22 protein-coding genes are annotated in these 22,707 nt (G+C 41.8%); 5 read left to right on the top strand and 17 right to left on the bottom strand.

All coding sequences use genetic code 11. The annotated features are described in order from the left end of the window. Positions 1-424: 424 nt before the first annotated feature. From CCS02_RS21400 to CCS02_RS21435, 8 genes are all read right to left on the bottom strand, one after another. Positions 425-1,060, bottom strand: a complete 636-nt coding sequence (locus tag CCS02_RS21400) for an RpiB/LacA/LacB family sugar-phosphate isomerase (protein WP_100186647.1) — start codon at positions 1,058-1,060, stop codon at positions 425-427. Between the two features lie 48 nt (positions 1,061-1,108). Beyond that, positions 1,109-1,429, bottom strand: coding sequence for a cupin domain-containing protein (locus tag CCS02_RS21405; protein ID WP_011978607.1), 321 nt, complete (start codon positions 1,427-1,429; stop codon positions 1,109-1,111). A 248-nt stretch (positions 1,430-1,677) separates the two neighbouring features. Further along, positions 1,678-2,460 carry a DNA-binding transcriptional regulator KdgR gene (gene kdgR / locus CCS02_RS21410; protein WP_100186656.1) on the bottom strand — a complete coding sequence of 261 codons (783 nt, stop codon included), beginning with the start codon at positions 2,458-2,460 and terminating at the stop codon, positions 1,678-1,680. Between the two features lie 241 nt (positions 2,461-2,701). Further along, positions 2,702-3,451 carry a 2-dehydro-3-deoxy-D-gluconate 5-dehydrogenase KduD gene (gene kduD, locus CCS02_RS21415; protein ID WP_100186646.1) on the bottom strand — a complete coding sequence of 250 codons (750 nt, stop codon included), beginning with the start codon at positions 3,449-3,451 and terminating at the stop codon, positions 2,702-2,704. Positions 3,452-3,692: 241 nt separating this feature from the next. Then, positions 3,693-4,979 carry an ABC transporter substrate-binding protein gene (locus CCS02_RS21420; RefSeq protein WP_072838982.1) on the bottom strand — a complete coding sequence of 429 codons (1,287 nt, stop codon included), beginning with the start codon at positions 4,977-4,979 and terminating at the stop codon, positions 3,693-3,695. Positions 4,980-5,063: 84 nt separating this feature from the next. Next, a complete protein-coding gene (locus tag CCS02_RS21425; protein ID WP_072838981.1) occupies positions 5,064-6,197 on the bottom strand; it encodes an ABC transporter ATP-binding protein in 1,134 nt (377 codons plus the stop codon). A gap of 9 nt (positions 6,198-6,206) precedes the next feature. After that, positions 6,207-7,118, bottom strand: coding sequence for a carbohydrate ABC transporter permease (locus tag CCS02_RS21430; RefSeq protein WP_072838980.1), 912 nt, complete (start codon positions 7,116-7,118; stop codon positions 6,207-6,209). A 2-nt stretch (positions 7,119-7,120) separates the two neighbouring features. Further along, positions 7,121-8,002, bottom strand: a complete 882-nt coding sequence (locus tag CCS02_RS21435) for a carbohydrate ABC transporter permease (RefSeq protein ID WP_072838979.1) — start codon at positions 8,000-8,002, stop codon at positions 7,121-7,123. A gap of 263 nt (positions 8,003-8,265) precedes the next feature. On the opposite strand from CCS02_RS21435, the gene CCS02_RS21440 reads away from it, so the two are divergent. After that, the gene (locus tag CCS02_RS21440; RefSeq protein ID WP_100637656.1) at positions 8,266-9,414 is read left to right on the top strand and encodes an oligogalacturonate lyase family protein; all 1,149 of its coding nucleotides are present in this window, start codon (positions 8,266-8,268) and stop codon (positions 9,412-9,414) included. 98 nt (positions 9,415-9,512) lie between these two features. Here the strand turns inward: CCS02_RS21440 and glmS are convergent, their stop codons facing one another. Then, positions 9,513-11,339 (bottom strand): glutamine--fructose-6-phosphate transaminase (isomerizing), encoded by a 1,827-nt coding sequence (glmS, locus tag CCS02_RS21445; protein WP_100186643.1) that lies wholly within the window; start codon positions 11,337-11,339, stop codon positions 9,513-9,515. Positions 11,340-11,478: 139 nt separating this feature from the next. After that, entirely contained in the window at positions 11,479-12,840 is a 1,362-nt protein-coding gene (glmU, locus tag CCS02_RS21450; protein ID WP_100637657.1) for a bifunctional UDP-N-acetylglucosamine diphosphorylase/glucosamine-1-phosphate N-acetyltransferase GlmU, read from the bottom strand. Between the two features lie 297 nt (positions 12,841-13,137). On the opposite strand from glmU, the gene CCS02_RS21455 reads away from it, so the two are divergent. Then, positions 13,138-13,698 (top strand): MSMEG_1061 family FMN-dependent PPOX-type flavoprotein, encoded by a 561-nt coding sequence (locus CCS02_RS21455; RefSeq protein ID WP_100637658.1) that lies wholly within the window; start codon positions 13,138-13,140, stop codon positions 13,696-13,698. 8 nt (positions 13,699-13,706) lie between these two features. On the opposite strand, the gene CCS02_RS21460 is transcribed toward CCS02_RS21455, so the two are convergent. Continuing rightward, the gene (locus CCS02_RS21460; RefSeq protein ID WP_072838974.1) at positions 13,707-14,627 is read right to left on the bottom strand and encodes a LysR family transcriptional regulator; all 921 of its coding nucleotides are present in this window, start codon (positions 14,625-14,627) and stop codon (positions 13,707-13,709) included. Between the two features lie 168 nt (positions 14,628-14,795). Here CCS02_RS21460 and CCS02_RS21465 point away from each other — a divergent pair, with 168 nt between their 5' ends. Further along, complete coding sequence (locus CCS02_RS21465) at positions 14,796-15,389, top strand: FMN-dependent NADH-azoreductase (RefSeq protein WP_072838973.1); 594 nt, start codon at positions 14,796-14,798, stop codon at positions 15,387-15,389. Between the two features lie 151 nt (positions 15,390-15,540). Here CCS02_RS21465 and CCS02_RS21470 read toward each other — a convergent pair whose 3' ends face one another. Then, positions 15,541-17,703 carry a Tex family protein gene (locus tag CCS02_RS21470; RefSeq protein WP_100637659.1) on the bottom strand — a complete coding sequence of 721 codons (2,163 nt, stop codon included), beginning with the start codon at positions 17,701-17,703 and terminating at the stop codon, positions 15,541-15,543. A gap of 378 nt (positions 17,704-18,081) precedes the next feature. Here CCS02_RS21470 and CCS02_RS21475 point away from each other — a divergent pair, with 378 nt between their 5' ends. Beyond that, a complete protein-coding gene (locus CCS02_RS21475; RefSeq protein ID WP_011978593.1) occupies positions 18,082-18,480 on the top strand; it encodes an H-NS histone family protein in 399 nt (132 codons plus the stop codon). Positions 18,481-18,575: 95 nt separating this feature from the next. Here CCS02_RS21475 and trmB read toward each other — a convergent pair whose 3' ends face one another. From trmB to CCS02_RS21500, 5 genes are all read right to left on the bottom strand, one after another. Further along, on the bottom strand, positions 18,576-19,289 hold the full coding sequence (trmB, locus tag CCS02_RS21480; protein ID WP_100186638.1) for a tRNA (guanosine(46)-N7)-methyltransferase TrmB: 714 nt from the start codon (positions 19,287-19,289) through the stop codon (positions 18,576-18,578). A 173-nt stretch (positions 19,290-19,462) separates the two neighbouring features. After that, entirely contained in the window at positions 19,463-19,927 is a 465-nt protein-coding gene (locus tag CCS02_RS21485) for a DUF423 domain-containing protein (RefSeq protein ID WP_100637660.1), read from the bottom strand. A 3-nt stretch (positions 19,928-19,930) separates the two neighbouring features. Continuing rightward, positions 19,931-20,914 carry a WD40 repeat domain-containing protein gene (locus CCS02_RS21490; protein WP_100637661.1) on the bottom strand — a complete coding sequence of 328 codons (984 nt, stop codon included), beginning with the start codon at positions 20,912-20,914 and terminating at the stop codon, positions 19,931-19,933. Beyond that, positions 20,886-21,356 (bottom strand): sigma D regulator, encoded by a 471-nt coding sequence (gene rsd / locus CCS02_RS21495; RefSeq protein WP_100186635.1) that lies wholly within the window; start codon positions 21,354-21,356, stop codon positions 20,886-20,888. Before rsd ends, CCS02_RS21490 begins: the two co-directional genes overlap by 29 nt. Before the next feature lie 170 nt (positions 21,357-21,526). Then, complete coding sequence (locus tag CCS02_RS21500; RefSeq protein ID WP_072838968.1) at positions 21,527-22,033, bottom strand: disulfide bond formation protein B; 507 nt, start codon at positions 22,031-22,033, stop codon at positions 21,527-21,529. Between the two features lie 153 nt (positions 22,034-22,186). Here CCS02_RS21500 and CCS02_RS21505 point away from each other — a divergent pair, with 153 nt between their 5' ends. Continuing rightward, entirely contained in the window at positions 22,187-22,609 is a 423-nt protein-coding gene (locus CCS02_RS21505) for a flagellar basal body-associated FliL family protein (protein ID WP_100186634.1), read from the top strand. Positions 22,610-22,707 lie beyond the last annotated feature (98 nt).

Raw genomic sequence — 22,707 nt, forward strand, 5'->3', positions numbered from 1 at the left:
AAAAAGTGGGCTTGAATATCGTCAACCTGTCGCACAGTGATGATGGTTTTTAAAAGTCAGTGAATAAAAGAAAGTACCAGCCGAGACAGTTAGCAATATAGATTGAACGGAATGAACAGCTAGCAAGCAAACCAAATGAAACCTGAGTAGGTCATCGGCTTTTAAAGCCGTCACGCCGATAAGGCGTTTGGTTCACGGCGAATCAAAGCCGTTAAGGTCTGGAGTAGCTCTCCATAATAAGACCGAATATACGAAAGCTAACGCAAGTTTGTTATGACCGTTGATAAATATTGTTAATAACCAAGTGGAGTACGCATGATTCTTTATTAAAAAATAGGGACGCTATTGTTGCATCCCCAGAGGAGTCCATATACGACCTACAGGTGGTTGGTTTTCTGTAGGTCGTGTTTGTGTGTCGAGGTTTTTACAATAACGAACGCACGTACGCTTCGATCTCAGGGTTCTGGCAATTACCAAAGAAACATTGCTGGAAGCGTTCACCAGTTACGGCTGTTTTAACCAGTTCTTGGTCCATGGCTTTTAAACCATCCAAGTAGTTGTCTTTCATAGTTGCAGCTTTCACTAAGTTCAAGATGCCAGCGTTTTTAACTTGTGGTTCTCTGCGTTCAACTGGGTAGCCTTCGCCACGTGGGCCAGTGAAGGCTTTTTCAAAGATGTAACGTGCATTTAGTTCTGCCGCCCAACCAAAACCTTTCGCAAATGCCATAGCAATGGCATTACCGTTGTTGATTTGGTTAAACAAGAAAGCGTCTGAAGGTTCTAGGCAGTAACCACACACAACACCTGGGTGAGCGTTCAGAGACATCATTGCGCCTTGACCAGTCCCACAACCAGAGACAACAAAGTCTACAGCGTTCGAGTTCAATAAAAGGCTCGCCATGATGCCTAGGTGGATGTAAGTCAGGTGGTGATCGTTTTCATCACTCATGCCGACGTTAAACACATCGTGATTCAATGGACCAGCAACCGCGTTTAGTTGTTCTAGAATTACGGCGTTTTTACCTGCTTGGCTGTTTTCCATCATCAGTGCAATTTTCATAACTTTCTCCTGAATTCATTTAAGTCATTCGATGTCGCAAGACGTTGTTTATAAGAAGTCTTTTCGTACTGGTGTGAAATTGTCTAGCAAGACGCCTGGCTCTAAACAGCGGCAACCATGCATGACATTTGGCTCTTTATAAAGAGTGTCACCAGGACCAACAATTTTGGTTTCATCTCCTATTGTGAACTCAAACTTACCAGACAATACGTAAGTTAATTGTTCATGTGGATGATTATGAAGTGGGCCGATGGCATCTTTTTCAAAATGCACTTCGACTGTCATGATGTTATCTGAATAGGCCATGATTTTGCGTGAAACACCCGCACCAAGATCTTCCAGAGGGACTTCGTTATTGTAAACAAACATAGGACAACTCTTTGTATTCTTGTTTTAGACAAGACTACTATAGCAGCGATAAAACATTATTCAATCTTTTATGAAAAGCTGTTTCATTTATTTTATTGCACGATAAAAAAACGAATTTTACAAAGTTGGCTATTCGAATGAATAAACTGACTAATAGATAAGAAAGAAAAGCAGATGAACAAAGAAAAGAAAGCCGGAGCGAAATCACTCCAGCTTTTGATATTCTAGATAACTATTACGGATAGATACTACTTAGTGTAACCTAATTTTTCAGATACTTTCGCTGCTGCTTCTTGTAGCAAACTAACGTATTTTTCAAATTTTTCAGGTGTATAACGTAGTGTTGGAAAAGATAAACTCAATCCAGCAATAACATTACCTAATCGGTCATAAATAGGCGCGGCAATACATCTCAGGCCTTCTTCTTGCTCTTCATTATCCACACCGTAACCTAAATCTTTCACTTCTTTTAGCTCCACCAAAAGAGAGTCTATAGAACGGTGTGTTTTGGCCGTAGAAGGCAGGAATTCAGTGTCTTTTAAAACATCACGAATGTAGCTTTCTGGGCGCTCGGCAAGCAGTACTTTACCTATTGCAGTAGAGTAAAGCGGATTGCGGCGGCCAATACGAGATTGCATACGCAAGTTGTATTGAGCATCGACTTTGTATATATAAATAATACCGTCACCATCACGAATACCAAGGTGCAATGCTTCTTTTGTCAGCTCACCAATACGAGACATATAAGGCTCGGTAAGTTCGACTAAATCAACATGCTCTAAAGCTCGCGCACTGACTTCAAACAGCTTCAGTGTAAGTGAGTAACGATCATCGTCACCTTCTTGTGATACAAACCCTAACATCTTCATAGTTTGCAAAAAGCGATATACTGTACTTTTTGACGTCATGACGATTTGAGACAGTTCTGTAACACCTAAGGACTTGTGTTCTGCTAAAGCGTTTAGAATAGCAAATACCTTCATCACAGAAGATACGGGTTCTATTTGCTGAGTATTTTCTTCATTTATCATATAAGTTTCATTTTTTTTGAAATGTGTTTTTGTAATTGTAGAGTAATTCTGCATATAGATACATCCCAGCATTACAAAATGAAACTTAATTCACAATTAAGATATTATACAAGTTGCAAAAAATATCACTGCGGCAAGATGCGGAAGCATCGTTTTGATAAAAAATGTTCCGCATGCACCTGTAAAGCTCATCTTTTCCTTTATTTTTTCCTAAAAACTAAAAGACTTAAAAGCTAACGAGCTAACGAGCTAACCAGCCGCCATCTACCGCAATGGTATAACCATTCACATAACGCGATGCTTCAGACGCCAAAAAGACAATCGGTCCAGCCATGTCGCCAGGTGTTCCCCAACGACCCGCAGGTATACGGCTTAATATTTCACTAGAACGATCTTCATCCGCACGCAATGCCGCTGTGTTGTCTGTGGCCATATAACCCGGCGCAATCGCATTGACGTTAATACCATGCTTTGCCCATTCGTTTGCCAGTAAGCGAGTTACCCCCATCACGCCACTTTTCGACGCAGTGTAAGAAGGTACTCGAATACCGCCTTGGTAAGACAACATAGAAGCAATATTAATAATGTTGCCGGATGTTCCTTGAGCGATAACCTGTCTAGCAAAGCCCTGAGACATAAAAAAGACCGCTTTAATATTCAGGTCCATTACATCATCCCAATCTTTTTCCGTAAAATCTATCGCGTCATTGCGGCGAATAATGCCCGCATTGTTAACAAGAATATCGACTTTACCAAAAGCAGATACGGCTTCTTTAACAACATAGTCAACACTGTCTATTTTACTCATATCAGCAATGACACTATGAAATTGACGACCTGTTTTTGCCATCAATTCAATTGTTTCTGTTGGGTCATCTCTATTTACGCCAACAACATCTGCACCAGCGCCTGCTAGAGCCAAAGCCATTCCCTGACCAAGACCTGTATTACATCCCGTCACAATGGCTACTTTACCCGTCAGATCGAACATATTTTATTCCTCGTGTTTATAATAGTTGGACAAGCAATTTCCCGCCTTGCTGTCCGCTCTCGATGCGCGGGGCATTGAAAGTTTTAAAATCATTTGCGTTGTATGTATCCTCCTATCCTGAAGGCTCCCACCTAACGTACTTACACTTCATATATGTACTTTGGCAGAAGTAGAGGCGCGCGAACGCGCCTCATCCAATACTCTCTATCCTCTTTCAACATCTGAAAAAATGCTTTCCTACTTATTTAATGGCTCTACGCAAAATACGATTACCTTGAGACATAAACTCTTTAGCGGCCTCTTCTACTTTGATATCGCCTTGGTCCATTTTTTCGATCATCTCTTCAAAAAGCCCCAATAACTTAGGATTTTCAAAATGAGCTGATGTAAGAATATTTTTAGGTAAGTCGTCTATTTGCGCTAACCCAGCGACAGATAAGTCAGAGTCTTTGATAGTGCCATCCAAAGATAAAGCTCGACGAGCCGCCAAGCTCAAAGGCACGCCACGAGCTAGACCCATTGCGTTGTAACCTGCAGGTTCATTCAAAAGGAAGTTAATCAGCTTAGCTGCGTCTTTTGGATTCTTACTATTTTTGCCAATAGAAAGCATTAGTGCTGGCTTGTAGAATAAGCCAGCATCAGCCGCGCCTTTTCTCATTGGATAAAAGCCAATATCCAAGGACATAGGTGGCTTTAAGTTGTCGTTATACTTGTTGATTGCTGAGTTCCACATGTAAACACCAGCCCATTCACCATTGATCCATGGCTTATGTTCGTACAAATTAGCCTTACCAAAGCCCGCCACATATTTACTGCTTGGCGCGACATGATTTTTCACCATGTCTTCATACATTTTGAAAAACTCAAGCATCTGTGCATCGGAGTAAGCGAATTTTTTATTCGCCTCATCGATCATTGGAATGCCATACTTTTGAACCATAAACGAACGGTTCATCGCGATGATGTCTCGACCTTCAAGAATGATAGGAAAGAACTCATCGCCAAGTTTTTCTTTAAAAACAGGCCCAGCAGCCATTAAATCTTCCCAAGTTACTGGGTACGGAAGGCCAGCTTTTGCCCATGTATCTTTGTTGTAATAGAAAATACGTGCCGCCATGGAAACAGGGATGCCATTGAGTTTTCCGTTATTTGTTCCGGCATCAAGAGCGGATTTATCAAACTGAGTAAGATCCAATACGTCGCTGTATTCACGTAGATCTTTAAAACCATCTCCTCGTGCAGAGAAGATCGGCATCCAATTCCAGTTTGTTTGCATGACATCTGGTTCAGTATTACCAGCGATCTGAGTCGTTAATCGTTCTAGATGGCCGCCCCAGCCGGTGTATTCTGTTTTAACAGAAATCTCCGGATGCACTTTTTCGAACTCTTTAACAGCGTCGTTGGTTGCTGTGTGTCGGGAGTTCCCTCCCCACCATGACATACGCAAATCTTCTGCGTTTGCATTCACACTCACCATTGAACCAGCAGAAGCCAATCCGACTAACAGAGCTATTGTTTTTATTTTCATGTCCTTTTTCCTCGTTAGTGATTACTCAATTTTTTGCACGACTATCACTCTTGCTTTATGCGGCTTAGCTGTCGTGCAAAAGTCTTACAAAGAGATATTCATCTCAGTTTTCTTATCAAAAATATGAGCGTTGCTCATTTCGAAATGGAACCGCTGTTCTTTCCCGATTGAATCCAACAATTTAGCTTCTACGACATCAGAAGGAACTCGTGTACAAAGCTCTCTATCTTCTACGGTAAAGTGGACGTAAAACTCTGCGCCCATGTTTTCCATGCGCACAATCGTGCCCTTGATGATTTCATCCTGCGGCGAATTTTCATCTGCTAACTTGATGAATTCAGGACGAATACCAAACACCACGTCTTCGGTAAAATTGGTCAAAACTCTCTGGAGTTTTTCATCTGGTAAACCTAACATCTGAGACGACAAGGCTAAGTGGCACTTGCCTTCACCAGTGCGATCTAAACGCGTCTCAACCATGTTCATTTCTGGCGCGCCGATGAATCCCGCAACAAACAGGTTTTTCGGGTATTTATAAAGGTTGGCAGGCGTATCCACTTGCATGATGTGACCGTCTTTCATCACGCAAATACGGTCGCCCATAGTCATGGCTTCGGTCTGATCGTGAGTAACGTAAACACTGGTTGCCGAACGATTGGTCTTTTTCAGTGTTTTGTGCAAATCCGAAATACGCACGCGCATAGATGCTCGTAACTTGGCATCCAAGTTAGACAAAGGCTCATCAAACAAAAACACCTGAGGGCGCTTAACAATGGCACGACCTACTGCAACACGTTGCGCCTGACCACCAGAAAGCTGACGTGGCAAGCGATCTAGCAAAGGCGTAAGTTCAAGAAGTTCAGCGGCTTCGTTGACTTGTTTTTCAATATCCGCCTTGCTGACTTTTGCTAATTTCAAACCAAAGCCTAAGTTTTCACGCACACTCATGTGGGGATAAAGCGCATAGTTTTGGAACACCATGGCAATACCACGATCTTTAGGCGGCAAACCGTTTACGACCTTGCCACCAATGCTAATAGAACCGCCAGTAACCGATTCCAAACCCGCCAACATACGTAATGTCGTCGATTTCGCACAACCAGAAGGCCCGATGACAACCAAGAACTCGCCGTCTTCAATTTCTAGGTTAATACCATGAACTGCTTTGAAGCCGTTCGAATACACTTTGGTCAAATTTTCAAATACAACTTTAGACATACTATTCACCTATCCCTTAACGCCACCGGACGAAATTCCTTCTACGAAGTAATTCTGTGCGATTAGGAAAACAACAATTGACGGAACAATGGCAATGGATGCCATAGCCAGAATTTCATTCCACTGAGTACCTTCGGTCACATCAATGGACAGTTTAAGAGCCAATGCGATTGGGTATTTTTCTACGCTGGAAATATAAATAAGCGGCCCCAAGAAATCGTTTACTGACCACATAAACTGGAACAGCGCGACAGAGATAATCGCAGGCTTCAACATAGGCACTACGATGTACCAAAGCAGCTGATAAGAGTTACAACCATCGATTTGTGCTGCTTCTTCCATATCCGTTGGCAAGCCACGTAAGAACTGAATCAACATGAAGACAAAGAAACCTTGCGTCGCAAATGCCATCGGCAAATACAAAGGCAAATAGCTGTCTAGCATGCCCATTTCGCGGAACATCAAGTATTGAGGAATCAACAACACAGACGTAGGTAACAAAATGGTAGCCACTAAGGTGACGAACCAGAATTTCTTAAATGGGATATCAAAGCGAGCAAATCCATAAGCCACAATGACCGACGAAATCACCGTCAAAATCACTTTCGGCACCACGTAATACAAGGTGTTTAAAAAGAATCGTCCGAAGGTATATTCCGTGCCGGTATTCCAACCATTAATAAAACCATCTAGTGAAAACTCTTTTGGCCAAAGGCTCAAAGAACTAAAGATTTCATGGTTTGGTTTGAAAGCTGCTGAGAACATCCAAAACAGCGGATACAACATCACCAATCCAAAAAACAGCAAGATAATGTAACGAATAGATGCGCCTACTCGTTGCTTACGAATTTCAGCTCTTAGTGTTGGGTTATTCTTAAGGTCAGCGGATAACGCTGCTTTATTAGGGAATACTTTATTCATAATTATTTACCACCCTTATCACCTGAGTAGAACACCCAGTACTTCGATGATTTGAATGAAATCGCCGTAAATATCGCCACAGCAACAAACAGCACCCAAGCAAGCGCACTGCCATAGCCAAGATCGAAATACTTAAACGCCGTCTCATAGATATAAAGCGAGAACAAATACGTCGATTTAGCGGGACCACCGCCGGTAATAACGTACGGCGCCGTAAACTCTTGAAACGCCTGAGTGGTTTGCATAATGAAGTTAAAGAAAATAACTGGAGTAATAAGAGGCACGGTGATCTTTGTGAACATTTGCCATTTAGATGCACCGTCAATCATGGCAGCTTCATACTGAGATTGTGGAACACTCTGCAGAGCAGCTAAGAAGATCACCATAGCCGAACCAAATTGCCAAACACGCAACAAGGTTACGGAGAACATGGCAAACACGGGCTCGCCCAACCAAGAGATCGCCTCAATACCAAAGACACTCAGGAAGCTATTCAGCAAGCCATCGAGTGAGAATATAGCGCGCCACAATACCGCTATCGCCACACTACTACCCAAGATAGAAGGGATGTAATAAGCGGTACGGAAGAACTTAATGCCGCGAAGCTTAAAGTTCAGCACAAAAGCAATAAAGAGTGCGAAGGCTAATTTCAGCGGAATGGTCAGAAACACATACGCAAACGTTACCCCCATAGATTGGTAGAAGGTATCGTCATCCATCATGTAACGATAGTTATCTAAGCCAATGTACTCTGGCGGATTAATTAGATCGTAGTCAGTAAAACTGATGATCAAGGATGAGAGGAAGGGAAACGCTGTAAATACTAGAAGCCCTATGATGTAAGGACTAATGTACAGCAACCCTAAACGCTTATTTTCATACATAGTTTTTAACTCTGAATGTTGTTTTTATTTGACGTTGTGAAAACATACTAGAAGAACAATAAAAAAATAACAATAATTAATTAATTTTTTCAAAACACTTTTTCATTTTTATTGATGAATAAATTTAAAATAGCTGTTAATCTGTTTTTCATTCGGTGTTCAGATAGAAAAAGCTCAACTAGCGTGGGAATAGCAACAGTGGAAAAAAGAGCACGAATCCATCAGTAAAGACGAAGCCGCAAACAAAAATAAGAGAGGAAATCATGTCACTAGGTACCACCACATCCTTGGCATTTAAGCGCACAACTGACGAAAAGACTGGGTCAATCGTTACTCAGCTAACACCTGATAGCAGTGTGTGTAATCGAAACTATTTTTATCAAAAATGCTTCACAGAAGATGGCAATAAGCTTCTTATCTCGGCCAATTTTGATACCGAAAGAAACTACCACCTTTTAGATTTACATAATGAAACAGCTATACAGCTCACCGAAGGTAAAGGCGACAATGTATTTGGCGGCTTTCTTACCACACAAGATGACGCACTGATCTTTGTAAAAAATAACAAGCAGCTCATTCGTGTCGATCTTAAGAACCAAGAACACAGTGTTTTATACGAAGTGGCTAAAGGCTGGGTAGGCTACGGCACTTGGGTACCAAATTCGGCTTGCACAAAAGTCATTGCGATAGAAATAAAAGATACGGATTACATGGAGCTAGATAGCTGGCAAAAATTTGCTCAGTTTTATCACCAAAAACCACGCTGTCGCTTAATCTCAATCGATCTAAAGACAGGTCAACGCACAACCATCTTCGAAGAAAATATTTGGCTTGGCCATCCGCTTTATCGCCCTAATGACGACAACACCATCGCATTCTGCCATGAAGGCCCGCACGATTTAGTCGAAACACGGATGTGGATGATTGATGAAAACGGCGACAACATGCGCAAGGTCTACGAGCAAAGCGAAGAAGAATCTTGTACCCACGAATTTTTCGTTCCTGATGGTTCAAAAATGATGTTTGTGTCTTATCGACCCAATACAGACAAGCGCCAACTTTGTTCTGTCGATGCACAAACGCTTGCGTTTAAAGTAGAAACTGAAATGCCAGCTTGCAGTCATCTAATGAGCAACTACGACGGCTCTTTAGTGGTTGGTGATGGTTCAGGCACACCAGTAGATGTTGCCGATAATACCGGCCACGGCATCGAAAACGACCCTAACCTGTATTTGATTAATTTATCTGACGCAAGCATTCGCCCTATTACAGAACACAATACCAGCTGGAAAGTCTTAAACGGTGATCGTCAGATCAACCACCCTCATCCTTCTTTCACACCAGATGATAAATCAGTGCTCTACAGCTCAGACGTAAATGGCACACCCGCTATTTACCTCGCAACCCTGTAAAGCACTGACTTGTTAAACGCGTTACTCTCTGTGTAACTTTACCTAGCTATGTTTCGTTCATGTTCCATAGCTAGGTTTTTTTTATTTCAGATCATCAATTATTCCACAGTAACCGATTTAGCTAGGTTACGAGGCTGATCTACGTCGGTGCCTTTTACGACTGCAACGTGGTAAGACAATAACTGCAGCGGAATTGTATGAACAATCGGCTCTAGAATGCTGTCTACTTTTGGTACTTCGGTGAAGATGATATTTTCTTCGTTATGCAGGTCTGTGTCCTTGTCGGCAAAAACATACAATTCGCCACCGCGAGCCGCCACTTCTTGTAGATTAGACTTAAGCTTATCCAACATGTCGTTATGTGGAACCAGTGCAATGATTGGCATATTCTCATCAACCAAAGCCAATGGACCGTGTTTTAGCTCACCTGCTGGGTAGGCTTCCGCATGAATGTAAGAAATTTCTTTTAGTTTCAATGAGCCTTCTAGCGCGATTGGGAACATGGTGCCACGTCCCAAAAATAGCGCATTGGTTTTATTAGCAAAACGATCCGCAACAGTCTTAATGTGAGCATCTTCTAAAAGAGCAGCATTCACGTAAGCAGGTAATGAACGCATAGCTTGAACAAGCTCTTTTTCTCTTTCTGCTGACAGACCATTTTCTACAGCAATAGCAACACTGGTAATCAATAGTGCAGTCAGCTGAGTGGTAAAAGCTTTAGTGGATGCTACGCCGATTTCTGGGCCAGCATTGGTAAGAAGAGTAAGCGCTGACTCACGTACCAGCGTACTAGATGGGACGTTACAGATAGCTAGAGTCGTTAAATAACCCAGCTCTTTTGCCATACGCAACGCAGCTAGTGTATCCGCTGTTTCGCCAGACTGTGACAAGGTCAAAAACAAGGTTTTCTTCGGCACAGCCACTTTGCGATATCGATATTCGCTTGCCACTTCAACACTGCATGGCAAACCAGCTAAATCTTCAATCCAGTATTTTGCCACCATGCCTGCATGATAACTGGTACCACAAGCAACGATATGTACATTTTCTACTTCTTTTAAGAAAGCAGAATCTGCACCAAAGCAGCTAGTAAGAACCTTGGTTTCACTAATACGACCTTCTAGACAAGCACTGATCACTTTAGGTTGCTCGTAGATTTCTTTCATCATGTAATGACGAAATTCACCTTTGTCTGTCGCGTCAATGTTGTGGTTAAACACGCTAATTGGACGGTCTTGCAACTCGCCTTTTGCATCATAGATAGACACGTTATCACGACTTACTTCAACCACGTCGCCTTCTTCTAAAAAGATGAACTGGTCAGTAACATGCAATAATGCAAGTTGATCTGACGCGACAAAGTTTTCTTCAATACCAACCCCAACTACAAGCGGGCTGCCTTTACGTGCGGCAATAAAGCGATCGTTATCGTCTTTTTGCACCACTCCGATAGCAAAAGCGCCATGTAATTTCGTTAACGTCGTTTGCACAGCTTTCAGCAAATCTGGCTGTGTTTTTAACGCATCATGAATAAGGTGAACGATAACTTCGGTATCTGTTTCGGATTTGAATTCATAACCTTTGGCTTTTAATTCGCGACGTAATGGTTCGTGATTTTCAATGATGCCATTATGAACCAGAGCAAGATCATTACCTGAAAAGTGTGGATGTGCATTAGCTTCCGTTGGCTTGCCATGAGTGGCCCAACGTGTGTGAGCAATGCCCATTTTGCCATCTAGTGGCTCTGCTTCGAATTTGTCTTTTAATGCCTGAACTTTGCCAACGGCACGGTGTGAAAACACACCTTCTTCGTTGTTAATCGCAATACCGGAAGAATCATAACCACGGTATTCAAGACGGCTAAGACCTTCAATTAAAATTTTTGATACGTTACGACGCGCAATGGCACCAACTATTCCACACATGAGAGAATCCTTTTCGTGTTTGTGCCGAGGCTCAGCTCAACACAATAATAAATATGATGAGATAAACAGCGAGTTAATGACTCGCCGCTTCTCCTGTTTAATATGTAAAATTCTGTTTAATAGATTAAAAGCTAAAGCGTTACTTTTTGATTGGACGAGGCCAATTGTCTTTGTTGGTTTGTCGCGCTCTGGCGAAAGCCAATTGATTCACGCCCACTTGTTTAGTGATGGTCGAACCCGCAGCGATCATTGCACCTTCTGCCACTTGCACTGGTGCGACTAACGATGTGTTTGAACCGATAAAGACGTTATCGGCCACTTGTGTCAGATGTTTATTTACACCATCGTAGTTGCAGGTAATGGTGCCTGCGCCAACGTTCACGTTTGCACCCATTTCTGTATCGCCAATGTAGCTTAAATGATTAACCTTGCTGCCTTCACCAATAATGGCTTTCTTGGTTTCAACAAAGTTGCCAATCTTGGCTTTATTAGCAAGCTGTGTGCCTGGACGTAATCGAGCAAAAGGACCGATGTCGCAATTTTCGCCAACTTGGCTTTCTTCAATTAGCGTGTTGCTTTTAATAATAGTATTGTCGCCAATGGTGCAGTTTTTAAGATGGCAATTTGGCCCAACTTCAACACCAGTACCCAACACTACTTTACCTTCAAAAATACAGTTCACGTCGATAATGACATCGTGACCGGTAGTCAATTCTCCACGAATATCAATGCGAGATGGGTCAAGCAAGGTCGCGCCATTTTGCATAAGGCTAACGGCTTGCTGGTTTTGTAACTCACGCTCTAATGCGGCAAGCTGAACTCGGTCATTGACGCCTGCCACTTCGGCCTCGTTTTCTGGGTTCACTGTGACAATATCCACACCATCACGTGCCGCCATAGCAATCACATCGGTCAAATAATATTCGCCTTGGGCGTTATTATTCGTTAAGGCTGCAAGCCAGCCTTGTAGATGATTATTCGGCGCTAGCAAAATGCCGGTGTTCACTTCTTTAATAGCAAGCTGGCCTTCAGCAGCGTCTTTTTGCTCAACAATCGCTGTCACTTTGCCTTGTTCGTTGCGAACAATCCGACCGTATCCAGTTGGATTATCAAGAGAAATCGTCAATAAAACTAAGGTATTGGAATTAGACAGAGCAGTCATTTTTTCTAATGTACTGGCACGAATCAGCGGAACATCACCATAAAGAGTTAATGTCGCACCATCAGCCTGAAGAAAAGGCGCAACGCGACGCAATGCATCACCAGTTCCTTGCGGATCATTTTGCCAAACAATATTGGCTGAAAAGTCCTGACAATTTGCTTCGACTTGTTCACCTTGGTGGCCAACAACGAGATGTAATTTTGATTCAGGTAATGTACTTGCTGTGGTTAGTACTCGTTTTACCATGGCGATACCGCCAACTTTGTGCAATACCTTGGAAAAGGCTGATTTCATTCGGCTGCCCTTTCCGGCAGCAAGAATTACGATGTCCTGAGTCATGAGCATCCTTGAATTGGCGTCTTTAAATAAATAATGAATATTACTGATAAAAGCTATTAGACCTTTTTGCCTAAACCGTCACAACCCAAATTGTCACAAAAAAAATGACAATTTTTATAAAAAATCATAAATCGATGATTTTAAACGCTTCTAGGCAAAGCAAAAACAAAGATTGTCAGAAAATAATCAATATGATGTTGATGCGTTACATTACGGCATTACCAGTATAAAATATCGCCTAATATTAATAAAAACCATTATCAAATGGTTTACACATCACCAAAGTAAAGGATTAGCATGAGTCAAATCAGCGAACCGAAGCAACTTGATGAGCTTTATAACGAGGCACATCCTTTAGCATTAAAAAAAGAGATTGATGAACTAGAACAACACTCAATCACCTTCATAGAGCACTGTCCTTTTATTATCATGTCAACATCGGATAAGAATGGATTCGCAGATGTTTCACCTCGTGGCGGTGATGCGGGGTTTGTTAAAGTGCTAGATTCAAAGACCATGGCATTCGCAGACACGGCTGGTAACAATCGCTTAGATAGTTTGAGAAACATCGTAGAAAGACCAAAAGTTGGTCTACTTTTTATGATTCCTGGTATCGGTGAAGTTGTGCGTATAAAAGGCACTGCTAGCCTACACACAGACAACGAAACACTAGATTTATTTGTTGAAAATAATAAGCCACCAAAACTGGTGGTTAAAATAAGCGTACATAAATTACTTTTTCATTGCCCCAAAGCCATTGCCGTTGCAAAGCTTTGGAGCGAAACGAATAAAGTGGAACGTTCATTTCTGCCTTCACTTTTGAACATCATTCAAGATCAAACCCAAGCATCAAGTTGATGCTTGGTCTAAGGTAATGGCGGAATGGCGGAGCGTCTTGGGCAAGCATTGCACTCCGCCTGAAGGAGTTCTACTAGAAGCCTCGTAGCTGGGCCTGTTCGTTCACCTTTTCCAAAGATGGCAAACATGTGGAAACTTCGTTCACTACCAGAAATCAATTTCAATTTTTTAAGTTTTCCGCTTTGCAAGGCGTATTCTAAATCTGCCTTTGGTAGCCACGCGAAGCCTATACCGCTAGTCACAATTTCTAAAGCGGATTGCACACTCGATACCGTCCATCGTCTGTCTGTGCCCAACCAACCCGCATCGATAGAGGTCTCTGATGCTGAATCACGAATAACAATTTGTAATTCTCGACTCAAGCGCTCGTTATTAATAGGGTCTGCTTCTTGATGCAAAGGGTGACTCGTAGCCGCTACCGCGATCATTTCCACTTCGACAATGGGATCGGCCAAATAACCTTTTGGAACAATAGCGCTAAGCACTAAGTCTGGACTGCCTTTTCGTAGTGCTTCTTCTCCTCCGCTTAATACAGCTTCTTTTAATTGCACTTGCGTTCCTTGGCTTTGTGGCTCAAAAGCTTGCAAGGCACGCAGTAAAGCAGGCGTTGGAAAGGCCTGATCGACCACTAATTCTAATTCAGGCTCCCAACCTTGGCCAAGTGTGTGAGCTAGCTCTTCTAGATCTACTGCTTCTTTTAATAAATGCCGTGAACGACGTAACAAGACTTCACCGCGCTCAGTAAGTTTGGCTTTTCGTCCTTCGATAATCAGCAACGGATAGCCTAGCTGCTCTTGAAGCTTTGCGACTGTGTAGCTAACTGAAGATTGGCTTTTATGGAGTGCTTCTGCGGCTTGGGCAAAACCACCTTTGTCCACAACAGATTGCAAAACGCGCCATTGCTCTAACGTTACTCTCGGGGCTTTCAAGATAATTCTCTTATATAGAATACATGGATAATTAATGTATCGTATTTTTCGATCAATATCTCCAAAAAATGTCGCTTTTTAATCGAATTACTTGGTAATAAGATAGCCTCATTATCAAGTGACGGGGCATATTGGCTCACTTAAGATTACCGAGGAGAAATTATTACAATGGCTACTTTACTACGTATCGACTCTAGCGCTTCTGGCGAAAACTCTAAATCACGTCAACTAGCAAACGAGTTTGTTGAAAAATGGTTGGCAAAAAACCCAGAAGGTAAAGTCGTTGCTCGCGATGTAACTGCGAACCCACTACCTCACTTCACAGGCGAAACATTAGGCGCACTGTTTACTCCAGAAGAAAACCGTTCTGCTGAACAACAAGCTATTGTTGCGATTGGTGATGAACTGATTACTGAACTAGAAGCTGCTGACGTAGTGATCGTTTCAGCTCCTATGTACAACTTCGGCATTCCTTCTACGCTGAAGTCTTACTTTGACTATATTGCTCGTGCTGGCCGTACGTTTAAATACACTGAAACTGGACCTGTTGGCCTTGTAAACAAAGATGCTTACATCTTTGCTGCAAGTGGTAGCTTCCTAGCTGGCGCTCCAGTTGATCACCAAGTGCCACATATCCAAACATTCCTAGGTTTCATTGGTCTAAATGTAAAAGAGACTTTCATCGCTGGCGGTCAAGCGATGGGCGCACCAGGTGAAGAAGCTTTCAACCAAGCCAAATCACAAATTGCAGTAGCTGTTTAACATTAATTTTTAATCCCTTTTAAGTTAATGTTATTGGTTACTCCAAAAAAAACCGATTAGAGTCTTCTAATCGGTTTTTTTGTGGAAATTATCTAACTAAAATACATATCAACGGTCTTGTCGGGATCCCCTAACAAACAATTGAATTGCATCAAAGCCCATTAGCTTTCAGGGCAATGCGCTTACGCTGTACGTCAACCTCTAATACTGTAACATTGACCACTTGCCCCACTCGCACTAAATCCCTTGGGTCTTTAACAAATCGATCTGCCAATTGCGAGATATGGATCAATCCGTCTTGATGCACACCCAAATCTACAAAAGCACCAAATGCCGCTACATTAGTCACAACGCCTTCTAACGTCATGCCTTCTTGCACATCTTCAAGCTTTTGAACACTATGATCAAAAGACGCATAACGAAACTCTGGACGTGGATCTCGACCTGGCTTGGCAAGCTCGTTAAGAATATCCGTATAAGTAAAATCTCCTGCTTGGGCAAAGCTTGGGGCTAACTGCTTTAGCTGCTGTAAAGCACTACTGTTATTAAGCAAGTCATTTGCTTTTAGCTTTAATTGCGCGGCCATTTTTTGAACTAATGGGTAGGATTCAGGATGCACACCAGACTGATCTAATGCTTCTTTGCCATTTAGTATTCTTAAAAAACCAGCACACTGCTCAAAGCATTTATCTCCGATGCCTTTTATCTTTAACAGCTCACTTCTAGATTCAATTCGGCCTTTCTGCTGACGGTAATCCACGATATTTTGCGCTAAGCGACTGGTTAAGCCAGAAACGTAAGACAATAAAGAAACCGAAGCGAGGTTAATATCCACGCCAACGCGGTTAACGCAATCCTCTACTACGTTTGCAAGCGATTTGGACAATAAGGTGACTTTAACGTCATGCTGATATTGGCCAACCCCAATAGCCTGAGGATCAATTTTCACCAATTCAGCAAGCGGATCTTGAAAACGACGAGCAATAGATACAGCTCCTCGTATAGTGACATCTAAATCAGGAAATTCTAGTATCGCTATTGGTGAAGCAGAATATACAGAAGCTCCAGCCTCACTCACCACCACAGCTCGACAATCTAGATTCGATTCGGTAATAAGCGCTCTTACTAGTGCTTCAGTCTCTCGTGAAGCAGTACCGTTACCAATAGCTACCCAACCAATATTATGTTTGTGAATCAGCTGAGAAAGTATTGCGCTAGCTTCTTGTGTACGATTCTGAGGTCCATGAGGGTAAATAACACCGTGATCAAGCAAAGAACCTTGCTCGTCAATAACCGCCAATTTAACGCCGTTGCGAAAACCAGGATCAACACCCAATACTCGATACGCTCCTGCAGGTGCAGCCATTAATAAATCTTGTAGATTATCAGCAAAAACCTGAATTGCACCTTCTTCAGCTCGATCCTTCAATTGAGAAAGAACATCGGTTTCTAGTTTTGGCAGAAGTTTATTTTCCCAAGCCAGATTTAAATACTTACGCTGCAAAGGCGTTACTCGATGAGATTCTGGTAAGTTTGCATCAAGCAATTGATTAAGATGAGGAAAGATTAATACGTCAGGATAATTTTCCTCATTCTTCAAAGAAACACTCAGTTTTAATATCGACTCTTTTTTTCCTCGAAAGAGAGCAAGCAAACGATGAGAAGGCACTTTATTTATCGCTTCTTGGTAATCAAAGTAATCACGGAATTTCTCACCTTGCTCCTTTTTACCTCGCAGAACTCTACTGGTTAAAAGACCATCTTTGAGTAATACTGCACGACCTTTTTTTAGAACATCACTGTCATTGGCAATAGCTTCATTCAATATTTCAGCTACACCCTCTAAAGCAGACTCTGCCGATATTACAATATTATTCTGCTTACACCATGCATCAATTGCAGACAAGGTATCAGAGCGCTGGCCTGACCATACTAAAGCCGCTAAAGGCTGAAGCCCTTGCTCCCTAGCCTCATCTGCTTTTGTCTTACGGGTTTTCTTAAATGGCGAGTACAAGTCCTCGAGCTCATTTTTAGAGACGGCATTTTGTATTTTTTTTCTTATGGAATCGGAGACATTTGAATCTTCAGCTAATAACGCAAGAATGCTTTCTTTGCGTTTTTTTAATTCAACTAAATACTGCCATCTATCGTAAAAAGATCGCAAATCCTGATCACTCATGCCGCCTGTATTTTCTTTTCTATACCGAGCGATGAATGGAACAGTTGCACCTTCTTCAAATAATTGAATAATATTATTGCTGTATTTTTTTAATATAGAAAACTCTAAGCTTAGGTTATCTGATATGGAATTCATTTATTACCCTATTGTTTACACTTTTCTAACAGATTAAACACGTTATTTGATTAGCATGTTAGGTTGTTTTTTATTAAAATCCACACACAAACTTGAAATAGTATAAAATTACATCACAATGTACTGATATCAATTCAATGTTTTTTTACGGTATGAATTATTATTGAATTTGTAGCATAAGATAAAACACTTTTTCATCTGGTTCAGATTCACTATCAACCTAAGAAAGCGTTTTATTTTTTCCAATCTTATGGAATTTTCAAATTTATTAATTTTAACACATACCACTGAGCATAAAAGACGGATCTATTTTTTCAGTGCAGGACCAACTAGTTATTCAGAGACAATCAGTTCTTAACAGATAAATAGGGGACACCAATGAGTTTATTACTAGAATTAGCAGGCAATAAAGCAAAAGCACGCGCAGCAGCAAAAGAGCTAAGCGTTGCTCAACTTGAAAACCTAATTGCAGGCTTCAACAATGCGCTTGAAAAAGCAAAAGAAGAAGAAGCGGCTCGTGACGCAGAGCAAGCACTAAAATCTGCTCGCGCTGAAGAAATTGCAAACCTAATCGCTAAAAGCGGCTTAACAATGGAAGAAGTAGCATTACTAACTACTCCAAAAGCTGGCGCGACAAAAGGCAAAACTGTTGAGCCTAAATACCGCTTAACAGTAGCTGGTGAGACTCACGAATGGACTGGCCGTGGCCGCACACCAAAAGTATTCCAAGAATACTTTGATGCTGGCAACAGCCGTGAAAGTGTAGAAATCAAATAATTTTTGATTCTAGCTTTATATGAATAATAAAAAAGCGACTCATTGAGTCGCTTTTTTATTGGCTAAATCTATTTTTGGTCTAAAAATAAGAGCGCTTAGCTACTTTGTTTCGTATAGATCAGATCCCATACACCGTGACCTAAACGCTCACCACGCTGTTCAAACTTTGTCAGTGGACGCCATTCAGGGCGAGGGTGATACAAGCCTTTACCAGCCGCATTCTGATAGCCCTCTTGGACTTCCATTACTTCCATCATATGCTCGGCATAAGGCTGCCAATCTGTTGCCATGTGAAAGTGTCCGCCTTCTCTTAATACATTTGCTACTTGCTGAGCAAACAAAGGCTGAACGATACGGCGTTTATTGTGCTTCTTCTTGTGCCAAGGGTCTGGGAAAAACAACTGAAATGCACTGGCTGCTTCCTGCGGTAAACAGTTCGCCATAACTTCAATCGCATCATCACAATAAACACGTAAATTAGTAATGCCTTCCTCTTTTGCCAGCATCATCAGTTTAGCAACACCCGGTGGGTGAACTTCAATACCGATAAAATCTTTCTCTGGAGCATTTTTTGCCATCTCGACAAGTGAAGCTCCCATACCAAAACCTACTTCAAGCACCACATCTGATTCACGACCAAATACGGTTGCGTAATCAATTCGCCCATCAGCAAGATCTAAACCGTACACGGCCCAGTTCGCATCGTAGTTCTTTTGTTGACCTTCAGTCATGCGACCACCACGTACAACAAAGCTACGAATGGTGCGTTTCTTGATAGGTTCTTGAGTATTTGTTTCTTGCTCTTGCATGGTTAAATATCACTTAAGTGTGTTCTATTTTGATGAGCCTACATCAACCTAATTCGTTCGATTTAGGTCAATCATGTCTTTTGGGTAAGACTAGCGGGGCGCTATCCTACCGGAAAAAACATTTGATGTCCTGCTTTTGTCGGTTAGTTTATTAAGACCTAAAGTCCCATTGCCTATGACTTTTGTTGACTTGAACGCCAAAAGTCCAGCACCAAAAGCCCCCACGCAATGAGGTAGCATAAACCGCCGAGAGGAGTCACTGCTCCTAACAATGTGTAACCCGTTAAAGCCATGACATATAGACTACCGGCAAATAAAATATTACCAATACAAAGAAGCAGTAGTATGCTTTTAGCTGAAGATAAATAAGCAGATAAGGCAACCACCACCAATCCAGCTAAAGCATGATACATAAGGTATTGGCTTGCAGTGTGCCACCAGCCTAACGCTTTCAAGTCTAGTATACTGGTCAAAGCATGAGCACCAAATGCACCAGCGGCAACCGATATAAAAGCTTGGAAAGCAAAAAAACCGCCCCATTTCAAAGGCAATCGTGCTGATACTTTTGTTGCATGGTCTTGTTTGGCCGGCTCTTTCTTTGAAAGAGATGAAGGCGACTCAACGTCGTTATAAGACATAGATTATTCCAATACGTTTAAATAACCATTACTACCAATGGCGTAATAACGATTACCTGAACCAAAAGCCAGAGCTAAAACACTAGCGCCACTCGGTCGACTCTTTGGAGTAAAAATCTCCCACTCTTTTTGGACAACTCCTGTACTAACTTGAACCAAAGACACTCGACTATTCACTTCACCAATAAGAATGGATCTGTCATCTTTTGAAAAAACCGCCTGACTGATGGTGACGTTGCGGTACTTAAGAGCTCCGGTGTCGATTTTGGTAAGCTCTTTGCCTGTTTTAGTAGACCAAATTTTTGCATTTCCTAGTTGAGCAGCACCAAACGCATATTTACCATCAGCCGATAAAGCCACACTAGCAATGTCATTACTTAGAGTCCATTGATATTTCTTTTCACCGGTTTGCATATCCCACAAGGTGACATTAGAAGAATCATCACCTGTAATACCCAGCATTCCATCTGGCGTCACATCGACAGCACGAACTGTTGAACCTGTTCGTAACGTTTGCTTGATACCGCCACGCTTAATATCAAAAAAACGAGCAGTCTGGTCATTTAAGCCAACTAAAGCATAATCACCGTTCTGGGTAAGTTTTAGAGATTGAATGTCACCTGGCGTCGTCCAGAAACCATCAGATTTACCTGTTGCGGTATTCCATAGAACTAACGAACGAGCGCCGCCAGTTGCTGCAAATTGCCCGCTTGGGTCAATATCGACACCAAGCAAGGATGAATACTCACCTTTAGCATGATTCCAGTTAAAACGACGTTCATTGACGGCGTTTACCCAAAAACTACCGCCATGCTGAATGGAACCAACTAAAGCAGTGGCGCCGTCATCACTGAGAACGGCAGAAAACAAACCCTGCACAGCATATTGAGCAGTTCGAACTGGCGCTTCTGCTGAGCAAGACAATAAAGCTGCAGAACAGAAAGCAATTAAACCAAGCTCAAACGCTTTTTTCACTGTGCGCTTCATGTAATTCCTTAATCAACTGATCTTCATATTGGAATCGTTCTGCCATTACGACAGCCAAAGCCTGCAATGAAAAAGGCAAGGCCTCAAGCTGAGCATTACAATGTTCTTTAGTGTCATATTTGTCGTTAAATTCAATAGCTACTTCCGTTGTGCTATCAATAAGAGGCAACAATTCGCGCAATAAAATAACAGCGCCATCGTCATGAAACTCTTTCGCTTCTAACGCTAACTGCTCATAGACAGTAAAGTGGCCAGCAGAGACATAATCCACCAGCTGCTCACAAAATGATTGAATCTTAGGTGTATCCGTCGGCGTAAATTCACCGCGCTCACGCAAATAAATCCCCATCTCCAGCAATTGTCGACGCTGCCCTAACCAACGATCAATAATGATGTGCACTCCGCCCCATCGCTCTTGGGCTGTTTTACAACCTTCTAACATATGCAGACTCCATCAGGCGTTAATTATTATTAGTAATCTTTGTCTCAAGCATATTCCGATACGTTACCCCCTGCAAGACGATAACTTAAGGGATTTGTAACCTTTTTAGAGAACTTTATATGATTACTGTGCCTGTCAAAACTTTGTTTAAACAGGCAAAAATGTCTCGTTTATACGGATATTTTTTTGTTAGCTCGCAATGCGATAACGATATTAATGATCGCCATACCAATAAAAGCAACCAATGTCCAACCAGGAATACTAATGCCAAACAAGGTCCAAACCACATCACCACATTCACCAGTTCCCATCACCATAGCTTGCATAATTTCTTGCCATGGAAAGACCTCAAACATATAACTTAATCCCGGCAAACAAGCTGGCAATTCGTCCATTGGTAAGCTTTGCAAATATAAATGACGGATTGCTAAAGCTGCACCGGCAAAAGATAAAACAACCACCAACCAAGAAAATACTTTCCGCGCTTTTTCACTCGCCGTTAAAGCGGATATCAAGGACACTACACCAACACAGAAAAACACAATACGCTGCAGCATGCATAAGGGGCAGGGTTCTAACCCCATTTGATATTCCATATAAAAAGCCACAGCTAAAAGCGCAAAAGCTGCGAACGCAACCAAACCATGAAAACGACGAGCAGATAAAAACGTGAACATAGATAAAGATTCCTAAACTTACTAAACGGACATTTTTAATTGAATAATGTAACTTACGACAACAGTAAAACAGTAAAGTGCGAAATTACTACTGACAGCAAGCTTTAATGACAGTTAGTATACTGTCTATTGGAATGAATACGAGAACCTAACATGTCATTGATGATGCCCTTATGCCATAAATTACGCCTATTTACTCTACTCTTACTATGCAGCCTTACAGGTATTACAGGTTATGCCGCAGACGAAGCAGCACCAGCAGCCGCTTATATAGAGCTGAAACCCACTTTTGTAGTCAATCACCTTGGCGACGATGCCCGACTCAAATATATAAAAACTAGTATTAGTATTCGTACTGACGAGACGAAGAAAGACTTAATTGAAGCTAATATGCCTTTAGTCAGAGATGCATTAGTGATGTTTCTTAGCTCTCGTACCACGGAGCAAGTTACTGGAGCAGTAGCACGTGAGAAAACACGTGAAGAAGCCGCCATTGCAGTAAACGGTGCTTTAAAAGAAGAAACTGGATTAGAACCGGTAAAAGATATTTTATTCGCTAGCTTTGTCACTCAATAAACGAATTTATACTCGTTTGACGATTAAGCTGACACAAAAAAATGCCCCTGGTTAAATAATTTAATCAAGGGCATTTTTTTGTGTCAGCTTGCTTAAAG

Origin of the sequence: Marinomonas sp. ef1, from assembly GCF_002806845.1 — a bacterium.
Classification (GTDB): domain Bacteria; phylum Pseudomonadota; class Gammaproteobacteria; order Pseudomonadales; family Marinomonadaceae; genus Marinomonas; species Marinomonas polaris.